The organism is Sphingomonas sp. 22R3R2A-7 (genome assembly GCF_036856055.1).
Taxonomy (GTDB): Bacteria; Pseudomonadota; Alphaproteobacteria; order Sphingomonadales; family Sphingomonadaceae; genus Sphingomonas.
In genome coordinates this window covers 1,974,202-1,988,409 of record NZ_JASPFR010000001.1, presented here as the reverse complement: position 1 = coordinate 1,988,409, position 14,208 = coordinate 1,974,202, and the positions used below count along the sequence as shown (strand labels likewise).

The 14,208-nt window shown below is 68.6% G+C and carries 16 protein-coding genes and 1 pseudogene; 4 read left to right on the top strand and 13 right to left on the bottom strand.

Annotated elements, in window-relative coordinates; translation table 11 throughout:
* Window positions 1–16: 16 nt before the first annotated feature.
* Window positions 17–1,558, bottom strand: coding sequence for an ABC transporter permease/substrate-binding protein (locus tag QP165_RS09425; protein ID WP_333995374.1), 1,542 nt, complete (start codon window positions 1,556–1,558; stop codon window positions 17–19).
* Window positions 1,555–2,316, bottom strand: coding sequence for an ATP-binding cassette domain-containing protein (locus QP165_RS09420; protein WP_333995372.1), 762 nt, complete (start codon window positions 2,314–2,316; stop codon window positions 1,555–1,557). Before QP165_RS09420 ends, QP165_RS09425 begins: the two co-directional genes overlap by 4 nt.
* Before the next feature lie 53 nt (window positions 2,317–2,369).
* Between QP165_RS09420 and QP165_RS09415 the strand changes: the two genes are divergently transcribed.
* Window positions 2,370–3,155 carry an SDR family oxidoreductase gene (locus tag QP165_RS09415; RefSeq protein ID WP_333995370.1) on the top strand — a complete coding sequence of 262 codons (786 nt, stop codon included), beginning with the start codon at window positions 2,370–2,372 and terminating at the stop codon, window positions 3,153–3,155.
* 227 nt (window positions 3,156–3,382) lie between these two features.
* Here the strand turns inward: QP165_RS09415 and QP165_RS09410 are convergent, their stop codons facing one another.
* Window positions 3,383–3,679 (bottom strand): 4a-hydroxytetrahydrobiopterin dehydratase, encoded by a 297-nt coding sequence (locus QP165_RS09410; protein WP_056019031.1) that lies wholly within the window; start codon window positions 3,677–3,679, stop codon window positions 3,383–3,385.
* Window positions 3,680–3,756: 77 nt separating this feature from the next.
* Between QP165_RS09410 and QP165_RS09405 the strand changes: the two genes are divergently transcribed.
* From QP165_RS09405 to QP165_RS09395, 3 genes are read left to right on the top strand one after another with little or no spacing between them, the layout of a single operon-like run.
* The gene (locus QP165_RS09405; RefSeq protein ID WP_333996989.1) at window positions 3,757–4,191 is read left to right on the top strand and encodes a metallopeptidase family protein; all 435 of its coding nucleotides are present in this window, start codon (window positions 3,757–3,759) and stop codon (window positions 4,189–4,191) included.
* Window positions 4,188–4,772, top strand: a complete 585-nt coding sequence (gene ccmA, locus QP165_RS09400; RefSeq protein WP_333995368.1) for a heme ABC exporter ATP-binding protein CcmA — start codon at window positions 4,188–4,190, stop codon at window positions 4,770–4,772. The genes QP165_RS09405 and ccmA overlap by 4 nt, the downstream gene beginning before the upstream one ends.
* Window positions 4,772–5,413, top strand: coding sequence for a heme exporter protein CcmB (locus QP165_RS09395; RefSeq protein ID WP_333995367.1), 642 nt, complete (start codon window positions 4,772–4,774; stop codon window positions 5,411–5,413). Before ccmA ends, QP165_RS09395 begins: the two co-directional genes overlap by 1 nt.
* Window positions 5,414–5,525: 112 nt before the next feature.
* Here QP165_RS09395 and QP165_RS09390 read toward each other — a convergent pair.
* From QP165_RS09390 to ctaD, 10 genes and pseudogenes are all read right to left on the bottom strand, one after another.
* A pseudogene (locus QP165_RS09390) lies at window positions 5,526–6,400 on the bottom strand (class I SAM-dependent methyltransferase).
* Window positions 6,397–7,797: a threonine synthase gene (gene thrC, locus QP165_RS09385; RefSeq protein ID WP_333995365.1), complete on the bottom strand. Its 1,401-nt coding sequence runs from the start codon at window positions 7,795–7,797 to the stop codon at window positions 6,397–6,399. The pseudogene QP165_RS09390 and the gene thrC overlap by 4 nt, the downstream one beginning before the upstream one ends.
* A gap of 11 nt (window positions 7,798–7,808) precedes the next feature.
* Window positions 7,809–8,441, bottom strand: coding sequence for an SURF1 family cytochrome oxidase biogenesis protein (locus tag QP165_RS09380; RefSeq protein ID WP_333995363.1), 633 nt, complete (start codon window positions 8,439–8,441; stop codon window positions 7,809–7,811).
* Window positions 8,438–8,821 carry a DUF983 domain-containing protein gene (locus QP165_RS09375; protein ID WP_333995361.1) on the bottom strand — a complete coding sequence of 128 codons (384 nt, stop codon included), beginning with the start codon at window positions 8,819–8,821 and terminating at the stop codon, window positions 8,438–8,440. The genes QP165_RS09380 and QP165_RS09375 overlap by 4 nt, the downstream gene beginning before the upstream one ends.
* A gap of 152 nt (window positions 8,822–8,973) precedes the next feature.
* On the bottom strand, window positions 8,974–9,900 hold the full coding sequence (locus QP165_RS09370) for a cytochrome c oxidase subunit 3 (RefSeq protein WP_333995360.1): 927 nt from the start codon (window positions 9,898–9,900) through the stop codon (window positions 8,974–8,976).
* Window positions 9,901–9,930: 30 nt separating this feature from the next.
* On the bottom strand, window positions 9,931–10,470 hold the full coding sequence (locus tag QP165_RS09365) for a cytochrome c oxidase assembly protein (RefSeq protein WP_056017555.1): 540 nt from the start codon (window positions 10,468–10,470) through the stop codon (window positions 9,931–9,933).
* Entirely contained in the window at window positions 10,470–10,613 is a 144-nt protein-coding gene (locus QP165_RS09360; protein WP_200916166.1) for a hypothetical protein, read from the bottom strand. Before QP165_RS09360 ends, QP165_RS09365 begins: the two co-directional genes overlap by 1 nt.
* Entirely contained in the window at window positions 10,610–11,524 is a 915-nt protein-coding gene (locus tag QP165_RS09355; RefSeq protein ID WP_333996988.1) for a heme o synthase, read from the bottom strand. The genes QP165_RS09360 and QP165_RS09355 overlap by 4 nt, the downstream gene beginning before the upstream one ends.
* Before the next feature lie 80 nt (window positions 11,525–11,604).
* Window positions 11,605–12,027: a L,D-transpeptidase family protein gene (locus QP165_RS09350; protein WP_333995357.1), complete on the bottom strand. Its 423-nt coding sequence runs from the start codon at window positions 12,025–12,027 to the stop codon at window positions 11,605–11,607.
* 515 nt (window positions 12,028–12,542) lie between these two features.
* Window positions 12,543–14,207, bottom strand: coding sequence for a cytochrome c oxidase subunit I (gene ctaD / locus QP165_RS09345; protein WP_056017547.1), 1,665 nt, complete (start codon window positions 14,205–14,207; stop codon window positions 12,543–12,545).
* Between the last annotated feature and the right edge of the window lies 1 nt (window position 14,208).

Genomic DNA, 14,208 nt, shown 5'->3' with positions numbered 1-14,208 from the left:
CAGGTCACCTTTCTGGTTACAGACCGATTTTCGCCGCGAGCCAGCGGGCGGCGGCCTCGGGTGTCTGTTTGTCGGTGTCGCGGTCGACCTGATAATTGGCGGTGCGCATCGCCTCGACGGGGACGCGGCCGACGAGCGGCTTGAGCGCGGCGAGGAAGGCGGCGTCGCGGGCACGCGCCGGGGCGACCATCAGGATCGCGTCATAGCCCGGGATCGCACGGCGCGGATCGGTGAGGACGGTCAGCCGGTCGGCGGCGATCCGGCCGTCGGACGAGAAGGCCGAGATCACGTCGACGTTCCCGCTCTGCAGCGCGCGGTACATGAAGGTCGGGCTGTACGGCGTCGTCCGGGCGAAGCGCAGCGGATAGGCGCGCTTGACCGCCGCCCATTCGGGCCGTTCGAGAAATTCGAGATCGCTGCCGAGCGCGAGCCGCGGCGCGGCGCGGACGAGGTCGTCGAGGCTGGCGATCCGCTGGTCGCGCGCGGGGTCGCGTTTCATCGCGAACGCATAGGCGTTCTCGAAGCCGAGCGCGCCGACGAGGCCGACGCCGTGCGTGCGGCGTGCCCAGTCGCCGATCGCGCTGACCATCGCGCCGCGATCGGGCACGTCGCGGCGTTTCATCTCGTTCGACCAGATCGTGCCTGCATAATCGACATAGACGTCGATATCGTCCCCCGCGAGCGCGCCGAAGACGACCGCCGAGCCGAGCCCGTCGCGGTATTGCACGGTGTAGCCCGCGCGCTCGAGCCGGTCGCCGATCAGGCGCGCGAGGATATATTGCTCGGCGAAGTTCTTCGCGCCGACGACGACGGTCCGGTCACCGCCGCCGCCGCGCGGCCAGAGCGGGGCGGTGGCGGCCGCGGCCCCCGCGACGAGCAGGATGGCGCTCGCGATCCAGAGCCAGCGGCGGCGCGTGCGGATCCCGAATTCGATCCCGCCGATCAGCGCGTCGACGCACAAGGCGAGCGCGGCGGCGGACAGGCAGCCGGCGAGAACGAGCGCCCAGTTCTGCGTCTGGAGCCCGGCGAAGATCATGTCGCCCAGACTCGGCTGGCCGACGGTGGTCGACAGCGTCGCCGCGCCGATCGTCCAGACCGCGGCGGTGCGGATGCCGGCGATCACCACGGGCGCGGCAAGCGGCGCCTCGACGAGGCGGAGCTTCTGCGCGCGCGTCATGCCGACCGCGTCGGCCGCCTGCACGATCGCGGGGTCGATCCCCTGCAGTCCCGCGACCGCGTTGCGCAGGATCGGCAGCAGCGCATAGAGCGTCAGCGCGATCAGCGAGGGCAGGAAGCCCAAAGCGGGGATGCCGCCGCCGACCAGCGCGGACAGGCTGAGCAGCAGCGGGTAGAAGAGCGCGAGCAGCGCGAGGCTGGGGATCGTCTGGACGAGGCTGGCAAAGCCCAGCGCCACGCGCGCGACCGCGGCGTTGCGCGCCGCCCACACGCCGAGCGGCAGGCTGATCGCGATCCCCAGCAGCAGCGCGGCCGCGGACAGCAGCACGTGACTGGCGAGCAGCGGCGGTACGCGGGTGAGCGCGTCGAGGAACGCGCTCATGCGACGAGTGCCTGGAGGCGTTCGGCCTGCGCGCGCGGGACCTGGACGAGCGCCTGCGCGTCGTCGCCGCCCTTGCCCGCGACGAGATCGGCGGGCGTCGCGTCGGCGACGATCCGGCCCGCCTTCATGACGAGGACGCGGTCGGCGAGCAGCAGCGCCTCCGCCATGTCGTGCGTGACGAGGATCGTGGTGAGGCCCAGCCGGTCGTGGAGATCGCGGATCCGCGTGCCGAGCGCGTCGCGCGTCACCGGGTCGAGCGCGCCGAACGCCTCGTCGAGCAGCAGCAGCCTTGCCCCCGGCGCGAGCGCGCGCGCGATCCCGACGCGCTGTCGCTGACCGCCCGAGAGCGCGTCGGGGAGCCGTCCGGCGATGGCGCGCGGCAGGTCGACGAGGTCGAGCAGGTCGTCGATGCGTGCCTCCTGTGCGCGACCCGCGATGCGCAGCCCGATCGAGATGTTCTCGGCGATCGTCATGTGCGGGAACAGCCCGATATTCTGGAAGACATAGCCGATCCGGCGGCGCAGGTCGGACGCGGGCCCGGCCGCGACGTCGGTGCCGTCGATCGTGACGCGGCCGTCGCTCGGCTCGATCAGGCGGTTGATCGTCTTCAGCAGCGTCGACTTGCCCGATCCCGACGTGCCGACGAGCGCGACGAAGCTGCCCCCGGCGATGTCCAGCGAGACCGCATCGACGGCGGTGGTCGCGCCGAACCGCTTGGTGACGCATTCGAAAGCGAGCGCTGGAGAATGATCTGGCATCTGAGCGCAGGATGCGGGAAACATACCGCAAAATCAAACGGAGAGGATCGGCCATGAGCCAGCAAAGCATATTCATTACCGGTGGCGGGTCGGGGATAGGGCGCGCGACCGCCTTGCTGTTCGCGCGCAAGGGCTGGCGCGTCGGGCTCGCCGACGTCAACGTCGCGGGGCTGGCCGAGACCGCGGCGGCGTTGCCCGGGGGCGCGTCGACCTATGTCATGGACGTGCGCGACCGCGACGCGTGGAGCGAGGCGCTGGAGGCGTTCACCGCGACGACGGGCGGGCGGCTCGACGTGCTGTTCAACAATGCCGGGATCGGCACCGGCGGGCCGCTCGTGCTGACCGATTTCGCGGAGATCGACCGGGTGATCGGGGTCAATCTGGTCGGCGTGCTCAACGGCGCGAAGATCGGTCATGCGTATCTGAAGCGGACGCCGGGATCGTGCCTGCTCAACACCGCGTCGGCGTCGGCGATCTATGGCTCGTCGGGGCTCGCGCCCTATTCGGCGACCAAGTTCGGCGTGCGCGCGATCACCGAGGCGCTCGACGGCGAATGGGCGGCGGACGGGATCAAGGTGCGCGACCTCGTGCCGAGTTTCATCGACACGCCACTGCTCAACGCGGGCACGGCGGGGACCAACCGGTCGATCCGCGAGACGGTGACGGGGGCGGGGCTCGAGCTGACCGGGGTCGACACGGTCGCCGAAGCCGCTTGGGCGGCGGTGCACGGCGACACGGTTCACACCTATGTCGGCAAGACCGCACGGCGGATGGCGTTCGCCGCCCGCTGGATGCCCGGCGCGCTGCGCAAGCAGATGCGACGGGGGCGTGCGCGGTAGGGGGCGTTGCGTCATCCTGACGAAAGTCAGGATCCAGGGTTACGGACGTTGTCGCTTGGGGCTCTGGATCCTGACTTTCGTCAGGATGACGGGGGTGGGGGCGTTGCGCCCTGTCCGTCATCCCGGGCTTGACCCGGGACCCAGGGTCACGGACGTTGCCGCCTGGGGCTCTGGGTCCTGGCTTTCGCCAGGATGACGGGAGGGGTGTCAGGATGACGGTGGGGCCGTCAGGCGTCGCCGACGATCGCGTCGATCGCTTCGGCCATTTCGATGTCGCGCGGGGACAGGCCGCCTGCGTCGTGCGTCGTCAGCAGGATTTCGACGCGGTTCCAGACGTTCTTCCATTCGGGGTGATGGTTGGCGCGCTCGGCGATCAGCGCGACCTGGGTCATGAAGCCGAACGCCTCGACGAAATCGGCGAACACGATCGTCCGCGTGATCGCGTCGCGCGCATCGTCATAATCCCACTCGTCGAGCCCATCGAGCGCCTCGGCCCGCTCGGTCTCGTTCAGTGCCTCGATCATTCGCGTACCCTTGCAGCTATGGATCGCCAACGCGTATGGCTGGAGCCATGAGCGAGCAAGCGACAATCCATGATGATATGCAGGGGCTCGCGCCCAGGACGCAGGGGCTCGCGCCCAGGACGCAGGGGCTCGCGCCCGATGCGGCTGCGATCGAGGCGATCGGGCGCGCGACGATCGCGCGGCTGCCTGCCGAATTTCGCGTGCATCTGGGCGACATCGTCTTCGCCATCGAGGAATTCGCCGACGAGGAGACGCTGGCCGCGCTCGGCATCGAGCATCCGCTCGACCTGTCGGGGCTGTATCACGGGCGTCCGCTTGGCGAGAAATCGTCGATGGATACAGGCGCGATGCCCGACCGTATCGTCCTGTATCGCCGCGCGATCCTCGAGGAATGGATCGAGACGGGGGTGCGGCTCGACGATCTGGTCGCGCATGTCATGATCCACGAGATCGGGCATCATTTCGGGCTGAGCGACGACGACATGCATGCGCTGGAAGACGCCGCGGCGTGAGCCTGGCGTTTCGCGGTGTCGCCTGCGATCGCGGCGCGCGGCGGCTGTTCGAGGGGGTGTCGTTCGCACTGGCGGCGGGCGAGGCGGCGGTCGTCGCGGGGCCGAACGGCGTCGGCAAATCGAGTCTCATCCGGATCGCCGCGGGGCTGTTGTCGCCCGCCGAGGGGGAAGTCGCGGTGACCGGGCGCATCGCGCTGCTCGTCGGGGCGGCGGCGCTCGATGCGGAGCGCACGGTATGCGAGGCGTTGCGGTTCTGGGCAAAGCTCGACGGCGCGGATGCGGCGGCGGTGACGCGTGCGCTCGACGATGTCGGGCTGGCGGCGCTCGCGGGCGTGCCGGTGCGGATGCTGTCGACTGGGCAGCGGCGGCGCGTGGCGATGGCGCGCGTGGTCGCGTCGGGCGCGCCGATCTGGCTGCTCGACGAGCCGGGCAACGGGCTCGATGCGGCGTCGCTCGGGCAGCTCGAGGCGCTGATCGCGCGGCATCGTGGCGCGGGCGGGATCGTGCTCGCGGCGACGCATCTACCGCTTGCCATGCCCGATGCGCGGATCATCAGCCTGTCGGGGGAGGGGGCGGCGTGATGCTCGCGCTGACCTTGCGCGACGTGCAGCGGGGCTATGCGGGGGGTGGCGCGACGCTGGTCGTCGCGTTCTTCCTGCTCGTGACGATCCTGTTTCCGTTCGCGATCGGGCCCGACGCGGTCGTGCTCGCGCGCGTCGGGGGCGGCGTCATCTGGGCGGCGGCGTTGCTCGCGGCGCTGTTGCCGGTCGAGCGGCTGGTTGCGCCCGACCTGGAAAGCGGGGTGCTCGACCAGCTGCGCGTGCGCGGGGTGTCGCTGGCGCTGGTCGCGGCGGCGAAGATCGTTGCGCACTGGATCGCGTTCGCGCCGCCGTTGATGCTCGCGGCGGTGATCGCGGCGGGGTTGCTCGATCTGTCGGGGGCGACGCTGGCGCGGGTCGAGATCGGGCTCGCGATCGGGACGCCGGGGCTCGCGGCGCTAGCGGTGACGACCGGCGCGCTGGTCGCGGGGTTGCGGAGCGGGAGCGCGGTGGCGGGGCTGGTGATGCTGCCGCTTGCGGTGCCGTTGCTGATCTTTGGCGCAGGCGCGCTCGATCCGGTCGGCGGGGCGGGGGCGTTCAAGCTGCTTGGCGCGGTGAGCCTGGTGCTCGTCGCGGGGGCGCCGTTCGTGGCGGGGGCGGCGATGCGGGCCGGGATGGAGTAGGTTGGGGTTGTCGCAGGTGCTTCGACTTCGCTCAGCACGAACGGATCGTGGGGTTTGGGGCGGGGTGTGCTTCGACTTCGCTCAGCACGAACGGTTTGGGGCTGGTCCCGCGTCAGTCGCGGGACCAGCGGGCCCAGATGGCGGTGGGGAGGGTGAGACCGCGGGTTTCCTCACGGACGCCGAGTTCGCCCGCCTCGACCTTGCCGGGCAGGTCGGCGAAGACCTGGTTGAGCAGTTCGCCGATTGCGAGCGCAGACATGCGGACCGCGTAGACGGTCAGGAACAGGAAGCGCGAATTCTCGTCGAGCAGCTTGCGGCAGTCGGCGATGAGGCGGGGCAAGTCCTCCTCGAGCCGCCAGATTTCGCCCTCGGGACCGCGGCCATATTTTGGGGGTCGAGCAGGATGCCGTCATAGCGGCGGCCGCGCCGCACCTCGCGCGCGACGAACTTCGCGGCGTCGTCGGTCATCCAGCGGATCGGCGCGTCGGCCATGCCCGACAGCCGCGCATTGGCCTTGGCCGCCTCGACCGACTTCTTCGACGCATCGACATGGACCATGCGGACGCCCTTGGTCGCCATCGCGAGCGTGCCGACGCCGGTATAGCCGAACAGGTTCATGCATTCGGGGCTGTCGAGCCCCGCGACGCGCTCGCGCATCCAGCTCCACACCGGTGCCATGTCGGGGAAGAAGCCGAGATGGCGGAAGGGGGTGGTCTGCGCGGTGTAGGACACCTCGTTCCACTTGAGCGTCCAGCCCTCGCGGGGCACGGGCTCCGAGAACTCCCAGCGGCCGCCGCCATCCTCGTCCGAGCCGGGGACGAATTCGCCTTGTGCCTTCCAGTCGGTCGAGGCGGGCGCCCACATCGCCTGTGGTTCGGGGCGGATGAAGCGGAAGCGGCCATAGCGTTCGAGCTTTTTGCCGTGGCCCGAATCGATCAGGCCGTAATCCGCCCAGGGCTCGCCGATGAGCGTGTCGAGCGTCTTCATGCCGACGGCTTTGCACGGTCGGCGATGTAGGCGGTGATCGCGTCGAAGGTCGCAGGGAGCGTGACGTAGCGTTCCTCGCGCTGGAACAGGTCTCCGACGCGTGCCGGCAGCGAGGGGCGGACGCCGGTCGCGCGCTCGACCGCGTCGCCGAACTTGGCGGCATGCGCGGTCGCGAGCGTGACGATCGGGGTGCCGGGCGGAACCTCGGTGCGCAGCGCGGCGGCGAGGCCGATCGCGGTGTGCGGGTCGATCACCTGCCCGGCATGCTCGTGCGCCCAGCGCATCGCGAGCGTCATGTCGTCGAGATCGACACGGTCGCTCTGGAACAGCGCCGCGGCGCCCTGCGACTGCGCGTTGGTCAGGCGCATCGCGCCCGAGGATTCGAAGCCTGCCATCTGTGTGGCGAGCGCAGCGCCGTCGCGGCCGCCGAGGTCGAACAACAGGCGTTCGAAGTTCGAGCTGACCTGGATGTCCATCGACGGGGTCGGGGTCTGTTCGACGCCGCTCTTCGAATAGTCGCCGCTGCTGAGCGCGCGGTGGAGGATGTCGTTGACGTTGGTCGCGACGATCAGCCGCGCGACGGGAAGCCCCATGCGGGCGGCGACATAGCCCGCGAAGACGTCGCCGAAATTGCCGGTCGGGACCGCGAACGCGACCTCGCGGTCGGGCGCGCCGAGGCGGACCGCGGCGTAGAAGAAGTACACGACCTGCGCCATCAGCCGCGCCCAGTTGATCGAGTTCACCGCGGACAGCGCGAACCGGTCCGAGAAGGCGGGGTCGTTGAACATCGCCTTCACGAGCGCCTGCGCGTCGTCGAAGCTGCCTTCGATCGCGATGTTGTAGACGTTGGGGCTGAGCACCGTCGTCATCTGGCGGCGCTGCACCTCCGAGATGCGGCCGGCAGGGTGGAGCATGAAGATGTCGATGCCCTCGCGCCCCGCGACCGCGTCGATCGCCGCCGAGCCGGTGTCGCCGCTGGTCGCGCCGACGATCGTGAGGCGCTTGGTGGTGCCTGCAAGGAAGCGCTCGAAGAAGAGGCCGAGCAGCTGGAGCGCGACGTCCTTGAACGCGAGCGTCGGGCCGTGGAAGAGTTCGAGCAGCCACTGGTCGTGGTCGAGCTGGACCAGCGGGACGACGGCGGCGTGCGAGAAGCGGCCATAGGCCTGCTCGCAGAGCGCCGTCAGCTCGTCGCGCGTCATCGCGTCGCCGACGAACGGCGCCATGACCGCGACCGCGGTGTCGACATAGGAGAGGCCCGCGAGCGCGGCGATCTCGTCGCGGGTCATCGTCGGCCATGTCTCGGGGAGGTAGAGCCCGCCATCGGATGCGAGACCGGCGAGCGTCGCCGCTTCGAAATCGAGGACGGGGGCCGAGCCGCGGGTGCTGATGTAACGCATGGCCAAGCCGGTTAGCGGGACGCAGCTTTCGACACAAGTTTGCCGCGTCTGCCCAGTGCCAGGACATAAATGATGGCGGCGATGGCAGCGAAGAAGAACCACTGGCCGGCATAGGCGAGATGGTTGTTCGGAACCGCGTCGAGGTCGGGCTTGCCGTTGGGGGCGAGACCGGCGGGCGGCGTGTCGGCAACGAGCATCAGCCGCGCCGGGGTCGGGTCGAACAGCGAACCGATCAGCGAGCGGCCGTCGGGGGCGTGGGTGATATAGCCCGAGACCGGGCCGCCGGGCCATTGGACTTTAAGCTTCGGGTCGCGCGTCGTGCCGAGCTGGACGATCATCCCGGGGCCCTCGGCGCCGGTGCGGCAGTCGGCGATGACGCGAAAACCCGCCTTGCCCGCGCCGGCGAGACGGATCGCGGTCGGCTGCAGGCAGACGCCCGAGGCGCGGCGGAACAGCAGTGTCTCGTCGGGAAAGCGCGGGAACGCCATCGGCGGGCGCGCGGGGTTGGCGGCGAGCTGGGCTAGGAACGCCTCCTTCTTCGGGAGGCGGTCGAGCAGCTGCCACAGGCCGAGCGCGATCATCGCCGCGACCGCGAGCGTGACGAGCAGCGTCGGGAGGATGGGGAAACGCCGGGTCGTCGTCACGGCTGGCTGCGGCCCTCGCGCGCGGCGTTGCGATATTCGGCGGACATGAGCGCACCCTTGGCGGCGCGGAGCGACAGGATGACGCCCCCGGCGGTGAACGGGATCCAGATCAGCATGTGCAGCCAGAGCGGCGGATGCAGCGTCAGCTCGAGCGTGATCGCGAGCGCGACGACGATCGCGCCGAGGATCAGCGTCAGGAACGCGGCAGGGCCGTCACCGACGTTGAACTTGCTGAAATCGAGACCGCAATTCGGACAGCGCTCGGCGAATTCGGCCCATCTGGCGAAGAGCGTGGGCTTGCCGCAGCGCGGGCAGAGGCCCTTGAGCGCGACCTCCGCGACGGGCGGGGCCGCGGCGAGGGGGTAGGGGTCTTCGGTCATGCGGTCAGCGTGTCCGTCCGTGGATCCCCGCGAGGGCGGGGATCCAGACTGGGCTCCCGCCTGCGCGGGAGAACAGGGTGGGAGGGCGCGTGTCTCGCCAGGTGTCACCACCCCGGCCTTCGCCGGGGGGAGGCTAGTGGAACGGGCGGTGCTCAACCGCCGTGGACGAGGGCGCCCCAGCCGCCCCAGACATAGACGGTGACGAACAGGAACAGCCAGACGACGTCGACGAAATGCCAGTACCAGGCGGCGGCCTCGAAGCCGAAATGCTGGCGCGGGGTGAAGTCGCCCTTATAGGCGCGCACGAGGCAGACGATCAGGAAGATCGTGCCGATGAGCACGTGGAAGCCGTGGAACCCGGTCGCCATGAAGAACGCCGCGCCGAAGTTGATCCCCTTGAACGGGAACGGTGCGTGGACATACTCATAGGCCTGGATCGCGCTGAACAGCGCGCCGAGGATGACGGTCAGCCACAGCCCCTTGAGCACGCCGTCGCGGTTGCCGACGCCGATCATGCCCCACAGCCCGGTCTTCTCGCCGCCGCGCTGGTTGTGGATCAGCGCATGGTGCGCCCAGGTGACGGTGGTGCCCGAGGTCAGCAGGATCAGCGTGTTGAGCAGCGGGAGCTCGAACGGGTTGATGACCGTCAGGCCCTTTGGCGGCCATTGCGCCGCGACCGCGGCCGCACCCTCGACCGCACGTTCGACCTGGCCATCGACGATCGTCATCGCGGTCGGGAACAGCGAGAAGTCGAAGAACGCCCAGAACCAGCCGACGAAGAACATGACCTCGGAGGCGATGAACAGGATCATGCCGTAGCGGAAATGAAGCTGGACGACGGGGGTGTGGTCGCCCGCGCGTGCCTCGGCGATGACCTGCGCCCACCAGCTGTAGAAGGTGAAGAGCAGGCCTGCGAGGCCGATGAAGAAGATCCAGCCGCCGCCATTGGGCTTGTCGACATGGCCGCCATGCATCCACATGATGCCGCCGACCGCCATCACGAGCGCGGACATCGATCCGACCAGCGGCCAGACGCTGGGGGGAAGAATGTGATAATCGTGGTTCTTGGCGCCGGCCATGTAACTCCCCTATTCTCTTTAACGGCTGTCCTAGCTTGCGTCTTTCGCGGAATCCACCGGGTAAAACGTGTAGCTGAGCGTGATCGTCTGGATATCTGCCGCGTCGGGATCCTTCAGGATCTTCGGATCGACGAAGAAGATCACCGGCATCCGCGCGGTCTCGCCGGGTTTCAGCGTCTGCTCGGTAAAGCAGAAACACTGGATCTTGGTGAAATATTTGCCGGCCTGCGCGGGCGTGACGTTGAACGTCGCGGTGCCGGTGACCGGGCGGTTCGACGTGTTGGTCGCGGTGAAGAACGCCATGTCGCGTGCCCCGACCGCGATCGTGTCCGACGGGTTTTCGGGCGCGAATTTCCACGGGAGCTTAGGACTGACATTGGCATCGAAATCGACGCGGATCTGGCGATCGGTCGCGCCGGGCGCGGCGAGACCGCGCTGCGTCGTGCCGTTGAGCCCCGTCACCTGGCAGAACAGGCGGTAGAGCGGCACGCTGGCGAAGGCGAGCCCCGTCATGAAGCAGATGCCAAGCACCGCGAGCAGCGCGGTCCGCGTCGTGCGTTCGATGCGCATCAGTGCGGCATCCCCGCCTGGATCTTGGCGATCGATATGGCGAAGACGAGGATGACGAACGCGCCGAGCAGCAGCGCCATGACCCTGGCGCGGCCATTCTGGCGGCGGCGGATCAGGTCTTCGCGGGTCTTGTCGTCGTTCATGCCAGCCACCTATCGACGACGAGCGCGCCGAACATCGCAAAGAGATACAGGATCGAATATTTGAACAGCCGCCGCTCGGGCTTCATCGCGTCGTCGGGGCCGGTCGTGCGCGTCGCGACGACGACCACGAGCCAGGCGAAGATGCCCGTCAGGACGGTCGCGACGACGCCGTAGAAGTTGCCGACCAGACCAAGCGGCCAGGGAAGCACCGCGGCGGCCGCCATCGGGATGGTGTAGAGGCCGATCTGCGTCCGGGTGACGCGCTCGCCCGCGACGACGGGGAGCATTGGCACGCCGGCATTGGCGTAATCGGTCTTCACGAACAGCGCGAGCGCCCAGAAATGCGGCGGCGTCCACAGGAAGACGAGCCCGAACAGCAGCAGCGGGAGGAGTGCCACGTCGCCCGTCGCGGCGGCCCAGCCGATCAGCGGCGGGAACGCGCCCGCCGCACCACCGATCACGATGTTCTGCGGCGTGCGGCGCTTGAGCCAGACGGTGTAGACGAGCACGTAGAAGAGGATCGAGACGGTCAGGATCGCAGCCGCGGCGATGTTGACCGCGAGCCCCATCAGCAGGACCGAGAAGCTTGCGAGCCCGACGCCAAAATGCAGCGCGGCCTGACGATCCATCCGGCCCGCAGGAAGCGGGCGCTTCTGCGTCCGGCGCATCACCGCGTCGATATCGGATTCATACCATTGGTTGAGCGCGCCCGCCGCGCCTGCGCCGAGCGCGATGCACAGGATCGCGGTGAAACCGATCACGGGATGGATGCCGACGGGGGCGGCGAGCATGCCGCACAGCCCGGTGAACACGACGAGCGTCATCACCCGCGGCTTGGTCAGCGCCAGGAAGTCGCGCCATTCGGCGGGGGAAGCAGGGGCGTCGCGGTGGTCATGATTGCGGACGGCTATACGCGACCGGGGCCTCGGGGGAAAGCCATGGTTCGGCGCGATAAATCGAAGACCGGGTATGGTGTCCGGCCGGACGGCGATCAGGCGGCGGTGATCGGCTGGCCCAGATCGAGCCGTTCGCCGTTCGTGACGATCACCCGGTCGCCGAGCTTCACCGCGTCGAAGATCCGTTTCGCGAACGCCCTGGGCACGCCGATGCAGCCATGCGTGACATAGCCGTCGCCGACCTCGCTGCCATGGATCGAGATGCCGTCATTGGTCAGCCGCAGCATGTACGGCATCGGCGCATTGTAGAGGTTTGACACGTGATCCGCGTCCTTCTGCGTGATCGGGAAGACGCCGAGCGGGGTCGGCTTGTCGTCGGCGCCGTAGATGATGACCGCGGTGCCGATCTCGTAGCCGGCGCGGAAGACCGAGACGGTCTGCGCGGCGAGGTCGACGGTGACGACGACGGGGCCCGGGGGCGCGCCGGTCTCGTCCCAGTAATGGTCGCCCTGCCGCATGGGCCCTGGGATCTGGAGGATGCGCTTGACGGTGTAGGCGGCGGGGTCGGGGGCGGGAGCCGCCGAGGGGCTCTGCGCGGGCGCGGTGGCCGTGGCCAGCGCGGGGCGGGCTTTGGCGCGATCCGCGGCGAGGCGGGGTCGGGCGCGGCGGTCACGGGGCGCGCGCCGGTCAGCGCGATCGCGGTGCCGCCGGCGAGCGTGAGGCCGAGAATCGTGGCGGCGAGATGCTGGCGGGTGGGCATCCGCCCTGTGTGGGGACGCCGGGGTGGTTTGGCTAGCGGGGGATTTCCGGGCGTGCCGGGGTGGGACGGATTTTCCGGGAGGCCGGGGCGTGCGTGGCTCTGGGTCCTGACTTTCGTCAGGATGACCGGTGGGGGGGGCTGGAAATGGAAAACGCCCCGGGTTTCCCCGAGGCGTTCTTTGTCCTGGCTGGCCCCGACACGGGAGCTAGTCCCGTGTCGTCGGACGCGGCGTTGCCGCGCCGGCCGGGCGGGGGCTTTATGCCCTGATCCGCCTTAGTCGATCTTCGGGAGCGTCTCGAACTGGTGATAGGGCGGGGGCGACGAGATCGTCCATTCGAGCGTCGTGGCGCCTTCGCCCCACGGATTGTCCGCCGCCTTCTTGCCCGCGATCAGCGACCAGATCAGGTTGACGAAGAAGATCGCCATGCCCGCGGCCATGATCATGTAGCCGACCGTCGCGACATAGTTCCAGTGCGCGTAGGCGTCGGGATAGTCCGGGTAACGGCGCGGCATGCCCTGGAGGCCCAGGAAGTGCATCGGGAAGAACATCACGTTCACGCCGATGAAGAACACCCAGAAGTGCAACTGGCCGAGGAACTCGTTGTACATCTTGCCCGACATCTTGGGGAACCAGTAGTAGAAGCCCGCGAACAGCGAGAACACCGCGCCGAGGCTCAGCACGTAGTGGAAATGCGCCACCACGTAATAGGTGTCCTGCATGTAGTCGTCGATGCCGCCATTGGCGAGCACGACGCCGGTCACGCCGCCGACGGTGAACATGAAGATGAAGCCGATCGACCACACCATCGGCGTCTTGAAGGTCATCGACCCGCCCCACATCGTCGCGATCCACGAGAAGATCTTGATGCCGGTGGGGACCGCGATGACCATCGTCGCCGCGGTGAAGTACATCTTGGTGTTCACCGACAGACCGGTGGTGAACATGTGGTGCGCCCAGACGACGAACCCGACCACGCCGATCGCGACCATGGCATAGGCCATGCCGAGATAGCCGAAGACGGGCTTGCGGCTGAACGTCGAGATGATCTGGCTGACGATGCCGAAGCCCGGCAGGATCATGATGTAGACTTCGGGATGGCCGAAGAACCAGAACAGATGCTGGTAGAGGACGGGATCGCCGCCGCCGGCCGGATCGAAGAACGTCGTGCCGAAGTTGCGATCGGTCAGCAGCATCGTGATCGCGGCCGCGAGGACCGGGAGCGCGAGCAGCAGCAGGAACGCGGTGACGAGCATCGACCACACGAACAGCGGCATCTTGTGCAGCGTCATGCCCGGCGCGCGCATGTTGAAGATCGTCGTGATGAAGTTGATCGCGCCGAGGATCGACGACGCACCCGCGAGATGCAGCGCGAGGATCGCCATGTCGGTCGACGGCCCGGGCTCACCATAGGTCGAGAGCGGGGCGTAGAGCGTCCAGCCATTGCCAGCGCCACCGAAGAACGGTGAGGCGAGCAGCAGCGTGAAGGCGGGGATCAGCAGCCAGAACGACACGTTGTTCATACGCGGGAACGCCATGTCGGGCGCGCCGATCATGATCGGCACGAACCAGTTGCCGAACCCGCCGACCATCGCCGGCATGACCATGAAGAACACCATGATCAGGCCGTGCGCGGTGATGAGCACGTTCCAGAGGTGGAGCGATTCGTCGAGGCTGGCGCTGCCGCCGTGGAGCATGCCGGCCCAGCCCTGCAGATACTGGATGCCGGGCTCGGCGAGCTCGGCGCGCATGAGGCCCGAGACCGAGCCGCCGATGATCCCCGCGACGATCGCGAAGATCAGGTAGAGCGTGCCGATGTCCTTGTGGTTGGTCGACATGAACCAACGCGCGAAGAAACCGGGCTTGTGATCGGCATCGTGGTGATGCTCGTGCGCATCATGGGCAACGAATGCCGACGGGTTGAGAGCGGTGTCGGTCATC